The 17124-nt window shown below is 44.4% G+C and carries 13 protein-coding genes and 1 riboswitch; of the genes, 10 read left to right on the forward strand and 3 right to left on the reverse strand.

Features of this window, described 5'->3' with window-relative positions; genetic code table 11:
- The first annotated feature begins 2 nt into the window (after positions 1-2).
- On the forward strand, positions 3-2468 hold the full coding sequence (priA, locus tag M2137_RS10665; RefSeq protein WP_280766425.1) for a primosomal protein N': 2466 nt from the start codon (positions 3-5) through the stop codon (positions 2466-2468).
- A 7-nt stretch (positions 2469-2475) separates the two neighbouring features.
- Here priA and M2137_RS10670 read toward each other — a convergent pair whose 3' ends face one another.
- Entirely contained in the window at positions 2476-3213 is a 738-nt protein-coding gene (locus M2137_RS10670; RefSeq protein ID WP_280766426.1) for a hypothetical protein, read from the reverse strand.
- Between the two features lie 123 nt (positions 3214-3336).
- On the opposite strand from M2137_RS10670, the gene M2137_RS10675 reads away from it, so the two are divergent.
- The 4 genes from M2137_RS10675 to M2137_RS10690 all read left to right on the forward strand — a co-directional run bounded on the left by M2137_RS10675 (position 3337) and on the right by M2137_RS10690 (position 9078).
- Positions 3337-3822, forward strand: a complete 486-nt coding sequence (locus M2137_RS10675) for a low molecular weight protein-tyrosine-phosphatase (protein WP_280766427.1) — start codon at positions 3337-3339, stop codon at positions 3820-3822.
- Positions 3823-3946: 124 nt separating this feature from the next.
- Positions 3947-4219, forward strand: a riboswitch (cobalamin riboswitch).
- 35 nt (positions 4220-4254) lie between these two features.
- Positions 4255-6261 carry a TonB-dependent receptor gene (locus M2137_RS10680; RefSeq protein WP_280766428.1) on the forward strand — a complete coding sequence of 669 codons (2007 nt, stop codon included), beginning with the start codon at positions 4255-4257 and terminating at the stop codon, positions 6259-6261.
- Between the two features lie 29 nt (positions 6262-6290).
- Positions 6291-7952, forward strand: a complete 1662-nt coding sequence (locus M2137_RS10685) for a DUF5074 domain-containing protein (protein ID WP_280766429.1) — start codon at positions 6291-6293, stop codon at positions 7950-7952.
- A gap of 7 nt (positions 7953-7959) precedes the next feature.
- Positions 7960-9078: an ABC transporter substrate-binding protein gene (locus tag M2137_RS10690; protein ID WP_280766430.1), complete on the forward strand. Its 1119-nt coding sequence runs from the start codon at positions 7960-7962 to the stop codon at positions 9076-9078.
- Between the two features lie 6 nt (positions 9079-9084).
- Here the strand turns inward: M2137_RS10690 and lpxB are convergent, their stop codons facing one another.
- Together lpxB and surE are read right to left on the reverse strand one after the other, a co-directional pair.
- Positions 9085-10224 carry a lipid-A-disaccharide synthase gene (gene lpxB / locus M2137_RS10695; protein WP_280766431.1) on the reverse strand — a complete coding sequence of 380 codons (1140 nt, stop codon included), beginning with the start codon at positions 10222-10224 and terminating at the stop codon, positions 9085-9087.
- Positions 10225-10257: 33 nt separating this feature from the next.
- The gene (surE, locus tag M2137_RS10700) at positions 10258-11022 is read right to left on the reverse strand and encodes a 5'/3'-nucleotidase SurE (protein WP_280766432.1); all 765 of its coding nucleotides are present in this window, start codon (positions 11020-11022) and stop codon (positions 10258-10260) included.
- Positions 11023-11392: 370 nt separating this feature from the next.
- On the opposite strand from surE, the gene M2137_RS10705 reads away from it, so the two are divergent.
- The 5 genes from M2137_RS10705 (at position 11393) to M2137_RS10725 (ending at position 17049) form a co-directional block, all read left to right on the forward strand.
- Positions 11393-11740 carry a helix-turn-helix domain-containing protein gene (locus M2137_RS10705; RefSeq protein WP_280766433.1) on the forward strand — a complete coding sequence of 116 codons (348 nt, stop codon included), beginning with the start codon at positions 11393-11395 and terminating at the stop codon, positions 11738-11740.
- Between the two features lie 493 nt (positions 11741-12233).
- Positions 12234-13487 (forward strand): 6-bladed beta-propeller, encoded by a 1254-nt coding sequence (locus tag M2137_RS10710; RefSeq protein WP_280766434.1) that lies wholly within the window; start codon positions 12234-12236, stop codon positions 13485-13487.
- A gap of 170 nt (positions 13488-13657) precedes the next feature.
- A complete protein-coding gene (locus M2137_RS10715; RefSeq protein ID WP_280766435.1) occupies positions 13658-14644 on the forward strand; it encodes a DUF4221 family protein in 987 nt (328 codons plus the stop codon).
- Positions 14645-14817: 173 nt separating this feature from the next.
- Positions 14818-15834 (forward strand): 6-bladed beta-propeller, encoded by a 1017-nt coding sequence (locus M2137_RS10720; RefSeq protein WP_280766436.1) that lies wholly within the window; start codon positions 14818-14820, stop codon positions 15832-15834.
- A gap of 24 nt (positions 15835-15858) precedes the next feature.
- Entirely contained in the window at positions 15859-17049 is a 1191-nt protein-coding gene (locus M2137_RS10725) for a 6-bladed beta-propeller (protein ID WP_280766437.1), read from the forward strand.
- The last annotated feature ends 75 nt before the right edge of the window (positions 17050-17124 follow it).

The following is a 17124-nucleotide window of genomic DNA, read 5'->3' on the forward strand; positions in this document are numbered from 1 at the left end:
ACATGAAGTTCGCGGATGTCATCCTGCCTCTTCCCCTGGAACAAAAATACACCTACCGGATACCGCCCGACCTGGAAAAGGCGGTGGTGCCGGGAAGCCGGGTCATTGTTCACTTCGGACGCAAGCGCTATTATACCGCGATCGTATTAGAGATACATACCCGCCAACCCGATTCGGCCTACGAAACCAAAGAGATCTTTGCCCTGTTGGATCCGACGCCCATCCTGCGCCGCCCGCAACTGCGCTTCTGGCAATGGGTTTCCTCCTACTATCTCTGTGCGTTAGGCGATGTATACAAAGCGGCGCTTCCTTCGGGATTGAAGTTAGAGAGCGAGACCGCCGTGACCTATAATGAAGATTTTGAAGCCGATGCCCCTTTGCGTCCGAACGAACAATCGGTATTGGATGCCTTTGCCGGCGTAATCAAACTAACCGTTTCCGAACTGGAACGAAAGACGGGATTGCGGAATATCATGCCGGTCATCACCACCCTGATCTCGAAAGGTGCGGTGATGGTCAATGAAGAGCTTAAAAAGAAATTCGTTCCGAAGAAGCAGGCTTTCATTCGCTTAGCAGCCGACTACAAAGAGGAAGAGCGCCTGAAAGCCGCCTTTGACGAACTGAAACGGGCCAAAAAGCAGGAGATGTTATTGATTGCCTTCCTGGAACTCAGCCATACGCTTCACCCTACCCTGGCAAAAGAGGTGTCGCGCAAGGAATTATTGGCATACACCCACTCCTCTCCCGCCCTATTGGACGGGCTTATCAAGCGGTGCATCCTGGAGAGTTATGAGAAAGAGGTGGGGCGCCTGCAGGCATCGGTCACGAGAACTCACCCTCTTTCCGCCCTCTCTCCGAAACAAGAACTGGCTTACGATGCCATTCATCAATGTTTCAAAGAAAAGGATGTCTGCCTGTTACATGGAGTCACCTCGAGCGGCAAGACGGAGATCTACGTACACATGATCAAAGACGCGTTGGCGTTGGGGCGGCAGGTGCTCTATCTGTTGCCGGAGATAGCCATTACGACGCAGATAACAGAACGGCTGGCACGGCTTTTCGGCGACAAATTGGTGGTGTATCATTCGAAATTCACCGACAACGAACGGGTAGAGATATGGAATCGTCTATTGCATAACAAAGAACCGATCGTGGTGCTTGGTGTCCGTTCCTCGCTTTTCCTGCCCTTCCACGACCTGGGCTTGGTGATTGTCGACGAGGAACACGAGCCCAGCTACAAGCAGCAGGAACCGGCTCCCCGCTACCATGCCCGCAACGCAGCGATGGTGCTTGCCGGTATGCACGGAGGCAAAACCCTTTTAGGGTCGGCGACTCCTTCGATCGACTCCTACTTCAACGCCACAACAGGCAAATATGGTCTGGTGGAACTGACCGAACGCTTTGGCGATTGCCGGATGCCCGATATCCTCACCGCCGACCTGAAAGAGTTGCGTCGCAAGAAGATAATGCCGAAAGAATCCCTTTTCTCTCCATTATTGATAAAACAGATCGAAACGGCCTTGGGCGATGGCGAGCAGGCAATCTTGTTCCAAAACCGCCGAGGATTCGCACCGCAGATTGAGTGTAAGGATTGTGGCTGGGTGCCCCATTGCGAACATTGCGACGTAAGCCTTACTTATCATAAGTTCAGAAATGTATTGGTTTGCCATTATTGTGGATTTACGCAGTATGCTCCTTCGGAGTGTCCCGCCTGCAAAGGCAAAGATTTGCGCATGCTGGGATTTGGCACCGAAAAGGTAGAAGAGGAGATTGCGGCGCTGTTTCCGGCAGCCCATGTAGAGCGTCTGGATACCGATACGGCACGCACCCGTTCGGCCTACGAGCGTATCCTGGGTGATTTCGAGAAAGGGAAGACGCAAATACTGATCGGAACGCAGATGATATCCAAAGGATTAGATTTTGGCAATGTGAGCGTGGTCGGCATACTGAACGCAGACAACCTGATGAACTTCCCCGATTTCCGAGCCCACGAACGCGCCTTCCAATTGATGCTCCAGGTGAGTGGTCGTGCCGGGCGCCGCGAGAAACAGGGAACGGTCGTCTTGCAAACCTCCCAACCCGAACATCCGATTATCCGGATGGTGCAACAAAACGACTACAAAGGCATGGTCGACCTGCAACAGGCCGAACGGAGTATGTTCCGCTATCCGCCTTATTACCGCCTGATTGTGATGGTATTGCGTTCACGCAACGAGCAGGTATTGCGCGAGCTCTCCACCCTCTATGCCGACAAACTGCGCACCTACCTGGGCGAACGCGTACTCGGCCCCGTCACCCCCGTCATTACCCGCATACAGACACTGCACATCCGGCAGATCGTGCTGAAATTGGAGGTGACAGCCGCCGTTGCCCCTGTGCGCGAATTGCTGGCCAAGGTACATAAAGAAATGGAGGATCAACCGGCTTTTCGCCAGCTCATCCTCCACTATGATGTCGATCCGCTGTAGAAACGGATTAGAATTCGATCCCGAATTTAAAGGTTAATCCGCCGATGTTTTTGGTATCATACCAGGAACTGCTACCTGTATAGAAATAAAACTCCGCCATTTGCAGATTGTATCCGGTCGACAGATAGAGCGCCAGGTTGCGTCTGAGGGCAAATCGCGCACCAACCGTAGGAGAAAAATAGAAACCTCCCGGCTCATCATCATCAACAATAGCGGAGACCCCTATACGAACGCTGGCAAAGGGAGCTATCCGTCCCTTGATAATATTCGCCCTTCCTTCGACAAAAACCGGTACGGTCGCTACATCATAATCACCATGGAAGTGAATACCCATTCCTCCACCGACAAAGAAATGTTCATTGAACTGATATCCATGACTGGTATTGATTTCTATACCATCCGACCCGTAATCGCCTAAACCGGCAATATAACCCATATCCACAAAGCCGCGATATCCCCGGATATCACTAACCGGTTTCTTCGTAGAAACGCGCACGGTGCGCTCTCTTCGGGCAGTAGTAGGCAGAATTTCTTTGGTGATTTTTTCTACTTCGTCCATCTTGTAGACGAAAATGCTTCCGTCAGCCGTTTGGATTTTCAAGGACTCATCAGGCACCTGTTCAATCACAATGCCTTTGATGATGCTTCCATTTTTCAGGTAAACGGTTTCTCTTACTGTTTGTTGGGAAAAGGCTGTAGTCACGCATGCTATAAGCAATGCAAACACAAAAAATACTTTTTTCATACGTTAGTTTATTAAGATGTGTAGCTAATTCGATCTGAAATTTCGCGTAAAGATAAGAAAAGGAAGGAGAAAGCGGGTATCCACAGAAAATAATTACTTTTGCAGCCAATAAACGTGTGCATCATGAAACAAGAAAAAATAAGACTCCTATTTGTGTGTATGGGTAATATCTGCCGGTCGCCATCGGCAGAGGCGGTGATGAAAAAGATGGTGGAAGACAAGCGGTTGGATGATCGGATCGAGATCGACTCGGCCGGCATCATCGGCTATCATGCCGGGGAACGGGCCGATTCGCGGATGCGGGCGCATGCTTCCCGCCGGGGTTATCGCCTGGAGTCCCTTTCACGCCCGGTGGTGACGGATGATTTTTATAACTTCGATATGATTATCGGGATGGATGACCAAAATATTTCCGACCTCAAACGGAAAGCGCCCGATTGGGAGTCGGTTGAGAAAATTCATAAAATGACCGATTTCTCCCGTAACAAAACCTACGACCATGTTCCCGACCCCTATTATGGCGGAGATGCCGGTTTCGAACTGGTGCTCGACCTATTGGAAGATGCCTGCGAAGGCTTATTGGAATACATCCTGTCGGAGAAAAAGTAAACCCTCCTCAAAAAGCAGGTGATAAAAGGATATACTACGCCAAATACGGAAATGCTTTGTTGAATATTTTGAAATCTCTTTGGAATAATCTTCAGGAAATAGATTCACAGATCAGAAAATTTGTATCTTTGCCACCGATTATGGTGTAACGCCTTCCATCCGGGAGGTGTTAGTAAAAGGGAATCCGGTGCAAATCCGGAGCTGTACCCGTAGCTGTAAGTTCTTAAATACCCCGGCAAATCTTTTGCCACTGATCTTTATTTAATAGAAAAGTGAAAATGGAAAATGGAAAATAATTTTCAATTTTCAACTATCAATTTTCAATTAAACAAAGGTTGGGAAGGCGCCGGTGAAGGTAGAACGAGCCAGAAAACCTGCCATGGTTGGAATTATGCAATACCTCGGGTGAAGGTGTTGGTAAACCAAAAAAGTATGCTTCATTTATTTACACGTCGTGTGTTTTGCCTGTTGGCTTGTGGCCTGGGGAGTATTTACGGATTGTACGCGCAGCAAACCGACACAACCGTTGTGCGAAATCTTTCCGAAGTGGAAGTAGTAGAAAAGCTACGTCCTTCGGTAACTCGTCAGGGGGCGCCTTTGCAGATCATAAATCGCACGGATATCGAGCGGCTGGGCATGCAGGATCTTTCGGAAGCCGTGAAGCGCTTCTCCGGAGTGACGCTCAACGATTATGGCGGCATCGGCGGATTGAAGACCGTTTCGGTACGCAGTCTCGGCGCCAAACATACGGCGGTGAGCTACGACGGGGTGACCGTTACGGACGCGCAAAACGGGCAGATTGACATCGGGCGTTATTCCTTAGATAATGTCGATGCCGTTTCCATCTCGATCGGTCAGACCGATGATATGTTCCAAACCGCCCGTATCTATGCCTCTGCCGGAGCTTTAAACATTCAAACAGCCAAACCAAAGTTCGACAAGAAGCCTTTCCGTCTGGAGGGAATCGTCAAAGGAGGTTCGTTCGGTTTGTTTAATCCGGTGCTTCGTTACGACCAGAAGTTGTCAGACACCTATTCCGCTTCGCTCTATGCCGACTGGCTGCGGGCGGATGGACAGTATCCCTACACCTTCACAAACGGCGATATCGTGACCGAAGAGAAGCGAAGAAACAGCGACATCAGAAGCTGGCGAACGGAGTTAAACCTCTATGCCGACTGGAAAACGAAAGGGAACCTGCGACTGAAAGGGTATTGGTTCGACTCCCGACGGGGTTTGCCCGGTTCGGTCATCCTTTACAATGATTATCACAAAGAGCGATTGCAGGAGCGTAACGGTTTTCTCCAGGCATTATACGAAAACAATTTCACCGATAAGCTGTCATTGAAAGCGCAAGCGAAGTTCGATTATTCCCGGACGCGCTACCAGGATTTCCATAGCAAATATATCGATGGAGAGCAAAGGGATGTGTATACCCAACGGGAATATTACGCATCTGCCGCCTTATTATACAAGCCGATAGAGAACCTCTCCTTTTCGCTGGCGGAAGACGCCTTCTTTAATACGTTGGACGCCACCACGCCCAAATGCGTTTTCCCGGAAAGAATCTCCTCCTTGACGGCCCTGGCGGCACAATACAAAGACAATCGATTGACCGCTACGGCGAGCCTCCTGGGGACTTTTATCACGGAAGAGATCACCGAAGGCGATCCGGCCGACGACCGCAAGCGGCTCTCCCCGGCTTTCAGCCTCTCCTACCGACTATTCAGCGATCAGAATCTGCGCCTGCGCCTTTCTTATAAAGATATATTCCGGATGCCGACCTTCAATGATCTCTATTACGACCGCATCGGCAACCGCGACCTCGACCCGGAAAAGGCACAGCAATACAATGTCGGATTGACCTGGAGCCATCGCTTTCCCTCGCTCGGACTGGACTATATAAGCCTGACGGCCGACGGCTATTACAATCGGGTGAAAGACAAAATCGTCGCCATTCCAACCATGTTCATCTGGAAGATGATGAATATGGGAGAGGTTGAGATCAAAGGACTGGATGTAAACCTCTCCACCCGTTTCGCCTTGCCACTTGCGATGTTCTTCCAGGTCGACGGTTCCTATTCCTGGCAATATGCCATTGATGTGACCGATAAGCAATCGAAAACCTACAAAAGCCAATTGCCTTACACGCCAAAGCATGCCGGTTCGGCTTCTGTTTCGTTGGAAAACAGGTGGGTCAATGTGAGCTGGACGCTTACCGCCGTGGGGGAACGCTACGCACTTCCACAGAATATGGAGAGTAACCGGATGGAAAAATATACCGAACAGCAATTATCTTTCAACCGAACGTTCACCTTTGCCAAATCCTCTTTGCGGTTGCAAGCGGAGGTGGTCAATCTGACGGATATCACATACGATGTGATCCGCTATTATCCCATGCCGGGGCGTTCGTTCAGAGCCAGTATAAAATATATCTACTAACAAATACATTTACTTAAAACAACAAAGAAATGAAAAGATTTTTTTATGTCTTTACAGTCTGCCTATTTGCGGCAGTATCTTTTACATCATGTGATGAAGATGATGAGATTTTTATTCCAACCGAAGTGGTTTCCAATCTGACGTTTACAGATGAGGATATGGATCCGTATAAAATTGGCGGTACATTGATCTGGGATCTTCCGGCTTCGGAAGAGAATATCACTGACTATGTGATCTACCTGAGCGAAACAGCTACCGGCAGAGACCAGAAGATCGGTGAGGTAATGTTTGGGGCAAGTTCTTTAGCGGGAAAGGCTTCATTAAAGATACCCAACGGCACAGACCTGAAAGCCTATCTGGTGGTAGTGACTAAAAATACGATGGGTGAGTCGGCCAATGTGGCAAGTATGGAGATAACGGATAATACCGGAGACCTGATTGTGAATGAATTAGCTTTCACCGATTCCGATCCGCTATCGAAAACCATGGGTGGAACCCTGACATGGAAATTGCCTAATCCGGAGGCGTATGTAACAGGATACGCGATCTATGTCGCTGATGAAGCAGCCCGGAAAGGTACGAAAATCGGTGAAGTGGCAGCAGGGATTTCTTCTTTTGAAGTGCCTGTTGGAACACCTTACAAGCCTTTCATACAGGTCATTGTTATAAAGAATAATGTTGAGTCAGCCCTGTTTGCCGCCTTGCCTGTAGCAGATTACGCGAAGCTTTCTACCGGTTTGTTTATTTTGAACGGCGGAAACCAGAATGAAAATAATGCTTGTATTAGTTATTATGACATTGCGACAGGCAAGTTGACCCAAGAGGTTTATAAAACAGCTAACGGAAGTGGCTTAGGTGATTCCGCAGAACAGCTATTGATTTACGGCGGTAAGATGTATGTAACTGTGACCGGATCCAATCGTATTGCCATATTAAACCTGGATGGGAAACTGATCAAAAGCATCGAACCCAAAGAAGACGGAGCACCCATGAACCCGCGTGCTATGGTAGCCGATAACGGGAAGGTATACATCAGCTACTATTATGGACATGCCGTAGCGGCCTTGGATACGCTTTCGTTGGAAGTGACAGAGAAAGTGGGCGTAGGACGTTATCCGGAACATCTGGCTGTGGCAAACGGAAAGATCTATGTATCAAACTCCGGCGGATTGGATTATCCCAATTACGGTAAGACCGTATCGGTTATCGACCAAAGTAGTTTCAAGGTAGATAAAGAGATAGAGGTATTGATCAATCCGGGAAAAATCGTTGCCGATAGCCAGGGTGATGTGTATGTGATCTCATTAGGCAACTATGGTGATATCAAGAATACCCTGCAGCGTATCGATGGCAAAACCGGCGAAGTGACGGTAGTTGATAAAGCCACCTATATGACGTTGGTAAACGATAACCTGTACACAGCTTACGCACAATGGGGAGATGCGAATATCACCTATAAGAAATATGACGCATTGACGGAAAAGTTTGTTGATGAGAATATCATTAAAGATGGAACAAATATCACCTCTCCTTATGCCATAGCGGTTGATCCATTGACGGAAGATTTCTATATTGCAGAATCAAGCTGGGGAAGCACCAGCTCCCTCTATGTTTTCTCTGCGGACGGAAAACTGAAAGGTCAGGCGATCGAAACCGGCGGTTACGGCGCCAAATGTTTATTCTTTAATTAATAATAAGATGAAAAACCTTCTTCCATTCTTTTTTATACTGTTATTAGCCTCGTGTCATACCGGCAATAGGCGATCGGCATTGCCCGAAGTATTGGCCACCGATTCGATCCGTTATGCACGTGGCATAGAGATCAACCGCTATGAAGAGTTTACAACCGTAGAGGTAAACGATCCGTGGGAGAAGGGACATCTGTTGCAACGATATATACTGGTAGGACGCGACAAACCACTTCCCGGCAATCTGCCCGCCGGGACAGTGGTCCGCGTTCCAATCCAACGGGTGGTGGTCTACACCTCCGTGCATGCTTCTATCCTGGATATGCTGGGGGAAACCCACCGTATTGTTGGGGTTTGTGAACCTCGTTACATGGATACGCCCGCCATTCAGGAGGGATTGCGCCGGGGAAGGATTGCCGACCTGGGTGAGTCGTCTGCTCCCAATGTGGAGAAAATGATTGAGATAGGAACGGAACTTGTGATTGCCTCCCCTTTTCAGAATGGCAGCTATGGCGCTGTCGAAAAGATGGGAATCCCTATTATCGAAGGCGCTGACTATATGGAATCGCTCCCGCTCGGACGGACGGAGTGGATCCGTTTCTATGGCCTTCTTTGTGATAAAGAGGCATTGGCCGACTCGCTCTTCGAGGCCACCGAGAAACGCTACCTCGACCTGAAAGCATTGACAGCATCTGTTGCCCATCGACCCTCCGTGATTTCCGAAAAACGCTTCGGCTCGACCTGGCACATGCCGGCGGGCGATAGCTACATAGCCCACCTCTTTGCCGACGCGGGAGCCGACTATCTCTTCAAAGAACTGCCCGGAGCGGGAAGCAGGCCGTTGGCCTTCGAAACGGTATTGGAACAGGGGATGCATGCTGATTTCTGGCTACTCAAATACAACCAACCAACCGATATGACCTATAGCGAGCTGCGCTCGGAATATACGCCATACGAGCAATTCGATGCGTTCAGTAAAAAGAATGTGTATGGCTGCAATACCGGCCGGGTGCCTTACTATGAAGAATTCCCTCTACATCCCGATTACCTTTTAGCCGACTATGTAAGTATTTTCCATCCCGAATTGCTTCCGGGACACGAACGACGCTATTATTTCCAAATGAAGTAGGAAAGATTAGTTTTTCTCCAGCGATTCGACGATCAGCTTGGCTGCCCGTTGAGAAGCACCGGGAGCGCCCAGAGCGCGAACCACCTCTTCGTAGTCGAAGATCATCTGGTTGCGGTAATCCGTGTCATTGATCAAACGGTCGAGTTCCTGACGGATCCGCTCCAGTTTGAAGCCCTTGCCAAACAGCTCTTTTACGACCGTCTTCCCGGCAATCAGGTTGACCAATGAGATATAATCGACACCAAAGAAACGATGGAATACGAAACTGACCAGATGACCTACCGGCGTATAATAGCATACCACCTGGGGAACCAAGAATAAAGCGGTCTCCAATGTAGCCGTTCCGGAGGTTACCAGGGTGGCACAACTGTGTTGGAGCAAGGTGTAGGTCTGGTTGAATAGGATTTTTACATTCGGATAACTCCTTGTGTATTGCAGATAATAGTCCGGAGAGATGCCCGGCGCACCGGCGATCAACACCTGGTGATCGGGATAATTGGCAGCCACCTTCAGCATGGTTGGCAGATTATCTTTGATCTCCTGCTTACGGCTACCCGCCAAAAGGGCGATGATCTTTTTATCGGATAGTTGCTCTTTCTGCAGGAATTCCTCTTTGCCGATCGATTCATTTTCGATATATCGGGCAATCTCGTCCACTGAAGGATTGCCAACATAGTCGATCGCATAATTCAATGATTGATAGAATTCGGTCTCAAAAGGCAGGATGCAAAACATACGGTCGATATAACGGCGAATATCTTTGATCCGGTATTTCTTCCAGGCCCATATCTTGGGAGAGATATAATAGTAGACAGGGATGTTGAGTTTCTTCTTGACATATTTAGCTATCTTCAGGTTGAATCCAGGATAATCGATCAAAATAACCACATCGGGACGGTAGGCAGCGATATCTTCCCGGCACATCTTCATATTGTTCAGTATGGTTCGCGCATGCAGTAATACGGGAATGAAGCCCATATAGGCCATTTCCCGGTAATGTTTCACCAACGTTCCGCCAACAGCCTGCATTCGATCGCCTCCAAAGAAGCGGAATTCAGCTTCGGAATCATTGTCCTTCAACGCGGCCATTAGATTGGCTGCATGTATGTCTCCGGATGCTTCGCCTGCTATTAAATAGTATTTCATAAGCCATAATCAATGGAAACCCTACACCGGATACTATCCGAAAAGCTCCCGTAAACGGTTCATATAATCGTAATCAGTCACATCTATTTTACATGGAACAAGAGAAGCATACCCACTATCCAACGCCAAGGTGTCGTTTTCGGGATGTATGGGCTTACGATTCTCAAAGTCACCCGTCAGCCAAAATACGGTTTCGCCACGCGGTGCTTCGCTTCGCATAAATTCTTTTCCCCATTTACCGTCGGCCTGACGACATATTTTCAACCCATGTACCTGAGGCATTTTCGGCACATTCAGGTTGAGATAAGTGCCCTGCGGCAATCCCTCTTTCAGGATCCGGCGGGCAACCATGCGTGCCAGGCGGCAAGATTCCGTGAAATCAGCATCATCCGAATGATCGAGCAAAGAGACACCCAAAGAGGGCACATCGAATATACATCCTTCGATGGCTGCGCCCATCGTGCCTGAATAGTTCACCGCAATAGCCATATTCCCACCGTGATTGATGCCGGAGACAAGCAGATCGGGCTTGCGTTCGGCCACCTCGTTGATGGCCAACTTCACACAGTCGACCGGCGTGCCCGAGCAGCTGTAAACTGTTAGTCCGTTTTCTTTCTTTACCAGTTTGTATTTGAGCGGGAAATGAGCCGTAATAGCGCTACTCATGCCTGAACGCGGACTATCCGGTGCAAAAACAAGGATATCTCCCAAATCCCTGAGGCATTCAATTAATTCATTGATCCCTTTCGCACTAACACCATCATCATTTGTCACTAAAATAAGCGGTCGCACATTCATCTTTTTAATCTTCTTTTTATAAACAACAGGAAAACGCTTTTGTTTGCCAATGCTGTCACAAATGTAATTAAAAGTTTTAGCAACTCCGGCTATTATCACTAAATCTTACTATTGAAGCACTCTTAATGTGAATCCAAGACAAATTACTTTGCACTGCAAATCATTTTGTTCTGCGTATCGGTTTTGCTGCATGGCGTACCATTTCACATAATAACCGGTAAAACAGGGCTTCGTCAGATCGAGGAAGAGACTGATTCACAAATTCATTGCACATTGTCCATTGTATTGTCTACATGTAAAAAAAAGTAAAAAATCAGATCGTACCTATCTTAGAGAATGTTTAACAAAAAGGGTATATATCATGAGCGAAATGTTACAAGTAAAAAAACTGCGTCATTGGCTGGAAAATGACAAAGCCTATCTTAGAAAAGATTTGCGTCTGACAGATGCCTCGGAAGTAATTCCCGTCAACCGGACCTACCTGTCACGTATATTCAATAACCACTTTAAATGTTCCTTTAGCGCCTGCCTGTTAAAATACAGGTTGGAAGAGAGCAAACGTTTATTGGTTGAGCATCCGGAAATGATGGTACGGGAAGTGGCTCTCCAATCCGGGTTCCGCACCCAGGCAACCTTCTTTCACGCCTTCCGTCAATACGAACAAACCACACCGGCTCAATACCGCCGAAGCCATTTCCAACGCATGAATCGAATTTGACGCTTCATTATTAGTCTAAACACACACAAAAGCTATTAAAAACAGGGGATTCACGAGAGAAAGCACAAATAGAGCTTCTCTCTATCCTCTGTTTTTTTGCATCCATTATGCATTACATTTAGCCCTGCTACAAAAGAAATCCTTCCTCACCTCCTCCTCTTTGATTTGAAAGAGCCATTTTGATTCAACATAAATAACCTCAGTCAATTACATTTTTTTCGTATATCCTTTGTTTATAATCTAAAAGTATATATATTGCGAAAGGCTGTTATTGTAATGCAATTGACAGGCAGCATTTAAACTTGTACGATTGAAATTTATGATCAATACGGGCAAAAATACTCTTACAGAAGAAATGTGCTGGGGCAAAGTGGCTTTGCTGGAGAATAATGATACAGTGCCTGTTCCCATATTTGAGACTGCCCGATTCATGCATTTTAAAGAGCCGGGCGGTTTCCACATATGAAAATCAGGTATAACAAACAGAAAGATAATGCAAAATAAATGCGTGTACATATTCCTTTCTATCTTCTTTTTGTTTTCATGTGCAGAAAAGGGAAAAGATTTTTCGAGAGATAAGAATGTGATCCGACTTCCTGAAAAGGTAACGATTCAGGAGGTTAATCTCAGCAGTGTTGCGTCTGGATTGAAATATGTGGCTTTAGAAACGAATGATTCTGTTTTAGTTTCTTCAATAACAAAAATCATGTATGAGAATGGGCGAATTGTACTTGTCGACAAAGATCATAACTGTTTTCTTTTTGATGAGGATGGACGTTTTGTTTCAAAAGTAGGCAGAAAGGGGAATGGTCCTAACGAATATATGTATATACGAAGTATAGATATTATTCCTGATAGAAATGTTCTGTTTACATACGATCATATGTTACAAAAATTGTTGTTTTATGACCTGGAAAAGGGGGATGTTGTAAATGTTTATAAAATGCCTAATATCCAAGAAAAAGACGAGGAGAGAGGTGTTGATATAAGAAGTATTCTCTATTTATTTAATGGTTATTACTATGTGGATGTCGTTTCTTGGTTTGATTTGTCATTTAAAGGAATTGTTTTTAAAATAGAGGATGATATTGATATCGATAAACAATACCATCTGGATGTGAAATATCCCAAGACGCCAAAATCTTTATCACTTACACACGAAGTTGGAATCATGTTCCGTGGCGAGAGTGAACTCAGATGTTATAAACATATATCTGATACTATTTTCTCCATAGATAACAATTTGAACCTTTATTCTGCATACGTTTTCAAAATGGGCAAATACAAAGCAACTTATTCTTATATGTTTGATAAGGTACATAATATGGAGATGAAGTATGTTTTCCCAGTAAATATAATGGAATCATCCAATTATCTTTTTATTGAGTACTTTTTTGGCAACCATGCTCCGGAGCCATTTGAATACATACATGTAAACGACCGGGGTGAAAAAGGAATTGCAATAAATCGTAAGGGGTATTGTTTGTGGGATAAATCAACAGGCGAATCCATTTTTTTGAAACAACCCATTAAAGGTAAGCCGGGCTTTAAGAATGATTTGGACGGAGGCGCTATTATCTGGCCACATTATATTTCGCGGAATAAAGAAATAGTTGCTTTTTGTGATGCAGATAAATTCCAGGAAACTTTGACCGACCCATCAAATTCTCCTCCTTTCGTATCTGCTTTAATACAAAAAGTTCAACCAGACGACAACCCGGTAGTGATCATTGGTAAATTGAAATAATAACAATATAGAATCATGAAACAGGCTATCTTATTAACTAATTTGCTATTGCTTTTCATTTTTACAGGGTGTGTATCCAAAGGGAATGTTAAAGGAAAAGAACTTGAAGTCAACACTGTTGTTATTCCCTTACCCGAGGATGTACTGTTTCTCCCGGCTATTTGCAGAATATGACTCAACCCTTTTTGTTTCATGAAAACAAGAAAGACTATATGCTTGTTTATAATCATAAAATACACGCGTTGGATCTGTTTAATATAACTGACAAAAAAGTAGAACAGATTACTTTAGAGCGAGAGGGACCTAATGGAATCACATCACCAAGAAGTATAGCCTATTTCAAAGGAAGATTCCTTGTTGGAACAATGAGTGACAAATATTACCTTGTAAATAGAAAAGGAGAAGTCATGTCGACCCATACACTTCCTTCTTTTTCCTCCATTTATGCAAAAGAATACAATCGCATGAAAAGCCCCGGGATAATTATGAATTTGTTTACATTTCATGCTTTTAACCCGGAATCCGGTGAGGTTGCTATCGTATTTTATCCTACAGAAATGAACGAGTCCCCTGTTAAACGTCCCTATATCATCGTTGTCTATTCTCTTGAAACAGAAAAAATAGAAGAGATAGAAATACCTTATTCGAAAGAGTTCTCGTCAAAAACGAAGTGGGGAATATTAAACGATCTGAATATTTGTTTCCATCAGGATTTATTGATCCTGAATAATCCGGCTTCATCCAACATCTATACTTACAACCGAAAGACAAAAGAGTATATGGAACATTCTGTTCCTTCCAGCTATGTTGACAACAAAATAACGTTGACCGAAAGACCTTCAGAAGAGGAAAACGCATTCCCTAATAAAGGCTTCTATTATCCGGTACAATATGATTCTTTCCGAAATATTTATTGGCGGGTACAAGCTGGTCCGGCAGAACGTCCGACAAGTTTTGACCGTATATTCAGTATTTCCCAAATCTCGACAGATTTCAATACACACAAAGAGGTAAAATTGCCCGACGAGCGTGAAGAGACTCACTCTATCCTACTCATCGGAAAAGATAATCTGTATTTGAACTATGCATTCGAAATGGCAGATGAAGAACTCTGGTTGTTTGAGATTCCTTTGAAGAGTTTTGATAGAAATAAATAGATTTGATGTATTTAAAATCGTAACCATTAAAAGCCACATACCATAAGTATTAGAACGATACGAAAGGTGAGGTGATTTTAATATTATCTAACATGATGAAGTATATTCTGAGTATATCTCTTATTCTCCTTTTTCTCGGTTTGTTTTCATGTAAGCAAACACCAAGTGACGACATGATAACAATTGATCCGGGAAAATTCACACATAGCAATCTTAAACTTTCTGACTATGTGGATGAAATTAACTATATAAAGTTGTCTTCAGATGTGATTTTCGGTTCGATATACAACGTGGAATTGTCTAACGAATTCGTCTTTGTCGGTACGGATCAGGGACTTTTGGTTTTTGATTATAGCGGAGATTATATAAAGAAGATAGGCGGTATTGGAAATGGCCCGTCTGAATACAACAACAGTATCGACTTTACAACTGACAATCAGACAAAAAGGATCTATTTGAGAGATTTTCCATATATCAAAATATTTTCTTTTGAAGGAGAATATATGGGCTCCATAAAAACAGAAGGAGGACACATTAAAACTATTTACAGAGAGGGCAATTTGTTTTTAATACCTCTTGTGGCTGCATCCAGGCAAAAAATACCTCATTTGTGGACAGTGATCGATTTAAATGGGAATGTATTGTTTGAAAAAGAAAACACTGAAATTCACTTTGAAGGAGAAGGATTTAACTACCGAGGGAATTATGCTTACAGGAATAGTGATTTTGTCGGTTATTGGAATCATTACAGCGATACGATTTATCGGATCAGCGACAGAAACAACTTACCTCATTTTGTCTGGTCTAAAGGGAGCTACCGCCTAACTACTGAAAAAAACATCATTGAAAGAGACGCCAATTGTATACGGATGCATACCGTGTTTGAAACAAAAAACATTCTATACATATACTACAAGAAAGACACAAAATCATATATATGCATCTACGATAAAGTAAACGGTCTGTTCTTGAATGAAGAAATGGGTAGTTCCATAAAAGCAGGAATCCATAATGACATTGATGGAGGCATCCCTTTTTTGCCGCAATATTTGGCAAGCATCAATCAGGACGATTATTTTATTGAATCTGTTTATCCTGAGGAAGTCACTGAACAGGGATCAGCAGGAGAGTTGAAAGATATATCTCCGGATGACAATCAGGTATTAGTTTTGACAAAACTAAAAAAATGAACAATTAATAAATCCATAATAAATATGAAATTGTTTTTGTTTTCCATCATTTTGTCCGTGTTGTCTTTCCCTTTACAGGCACAAGATCTGATTCACATAAGCTTGGCGAAGGCAAAGTTTGGACAGGTAAAGGCAGAAAATATCTTCGAAGAGATTGAAATTATTCCCTTGGAAACACATAAAGATGCCCTTTTAAACACACAGAAAACAGCCTATTATGTGACTGATAAATATATCATTGCCACAGCTTTCCTGCAGAAGACCTATCTGTTTGACAGAAAGACAGGTGCTTTTATCCGTGAAGTGAGTGGATTGGGACAGGGACCTGATGAATATGCCGGCTGGATATATCACAGTTACGGCCTTGACGAGGAACATAATATATTATTTGCAACCGATAGCCCCCAGGCAGAAGTATGGAAATGTATCGATATAGAAACAAATAAGGTGGCATCAACCATCAGGAGACCCTTGCCGGGGAATAATGAAGAAAGTTTCGTAGCCTATGCTCCTTGGCTTTTACAGGAAGGGATGTATATGAGTTACTGCAACAACCGAAGCGGGAAGGATAAAACCCGGCTCGTTCTCTACGACAAGGAAGGGAATGTCCTTAAAAAATATCCTAACTACATGGAGTATAAGAGAGAAGGCTCTACTTCATATCCCTATAATAACGGGCTGTTTTATTCTTTCAACGGACAGAACTTTTTTAAAGAATACAATTACAACGATACCGTTTTTTGCGTCACTGAAGAAAATATGTCGCCTCATATTGTTTTTGACTTAGGCAACAAACAACCCTCTTATTATCATCAGAATGATGCTGATTACAACAAAGAGAAGTACCTTATAAATTTTGTGAATGAATCTGATTCGTTTGTGTTCTTTTGCTTTTCCTATTTCACGGAAACAACCGGGTTGTCGGGATTTGTGACTGGGAAAAACGTATCTGTTCATACCGGCTATTATGATAAAAAGAGCAAGCAGGCGTATATCTCATCAACTTCCGACTTTAAGAAGCCCAGATATCTGATCGATGGCATTCCTGTAGGTTTTTACCCCAAATACATAAACAAGAATAAAGAGGTTATCGCTCAGATTGACCCGGAAGAATTAGTCGAATATCGTGACAAGATTGCGCCCAAATACAAAGGTCGATTGCAAGATATCCAGGAAGATGATAACCCTATCATCATTATTGCCCAAATAAAGTAGAGCAATATAAAACAAAGTGGTTCATATAACTACTATCTCCTAAAATAATGAATTTCTAAGTGTTTGCGAAGATCT

Origin of the sequence: Parabacteroides sp. PFB2-10 (genome assembly GCF_029893085.1) — a bacterium.
Lineage (GTDB): Bacteria > Bacteroidota > Bacteroidia > Bacteroidales > Tannerellaceae > QVMG01.

Bases quoted from the DNA above. Each gene is read 5' to 3' on its own strand.
- priA (WP_280766425.1), top strand. From the start codon at position 3: ATGAAGTTCGCGGATGTCATCCTGCCTCTTCCCCTGGAACAAAAATAC.
- M2137_RS10670 (WP_280766426.1), bottom strand. From the start codon at position 3,213: ATGAAAAAAGTATTTTTTGTGTTTGCATTGCTTATAGCATGCGTGACT.
- M2137_RS10675 (WP_280766427.1), top strand. From the start codon at position 3,337: ATGAAACAAGAAAAAATAAGACTCCTATTTGTGTGTATGGGTAATATC.
- M2137_RS10680 (WP_280766428.1), top strand. From the start codon at position 4,255: ATGCTTCATTTATTTACACGTCGTGTGTTTTGCCTGTTGGCTTGTGGC.
- M2137_RS10685 (WP_280766429.1), top strand. From the start codon at position 6,291: ATGAAAAGATTTTTTTATGTCTTTACAGTCTGCCTATTTGCGGCAGTA.
- M2137_RS10690 (WP_280766430.1), top strand. From the start codon at position 7,960: ATGAAAAACCTTCTTCCATTCTTTTTTATACTGTTATTAGCCTCGTGT.
- lpxB (WP_280766431.1), bottom strand. From the start codon at position 10,224: ATGAAATACTATTTAATAGCAGGCGAAGCATCCGGAGACATACATGCA.
- surE (WP_280766432.1), bottom strand. From the start codon at position 11,022: ATGAATGTGCGACCGCTTATTTTAGTGACAAATGATGATGGTGTTAGT.
- M2137_RS10705 (WP_280766433.1), top strand. From the start codon at position 11,393: ATGTTACAAGTAAAAAAACTGCGTCATTGGCTGGAAAATGACAAAGCC.
- M2137_RS10710 (WP_280766434.1), top strand. From the start codon at position 12,234: ATGCAAAATAAATGCGTGTACATATTCCTTTCTATCTTCTTTTTGTTT.
- M2137_RS10715 (WP_280766435.1), top strand. From the start codon at position 13,658: ATGACTCAACCCTTTTTGTTTCATGAAAACAAGAAAGACTATATGCTT.
- M2137_RS10720 (WP_280766436.1), top strand. From the start codon at position 14,818: ATGATAACAATTGATCCGGGAAAATTCACACATAGCAATCTTAAACTT.
- M2137_RS10725 (WP_280766437.1), top strand. From the start codon at position 15,859: ATGAAATTGTTTTTGTTTTCCATCATTTTGTCCGTGTTGTCTTTCCCT.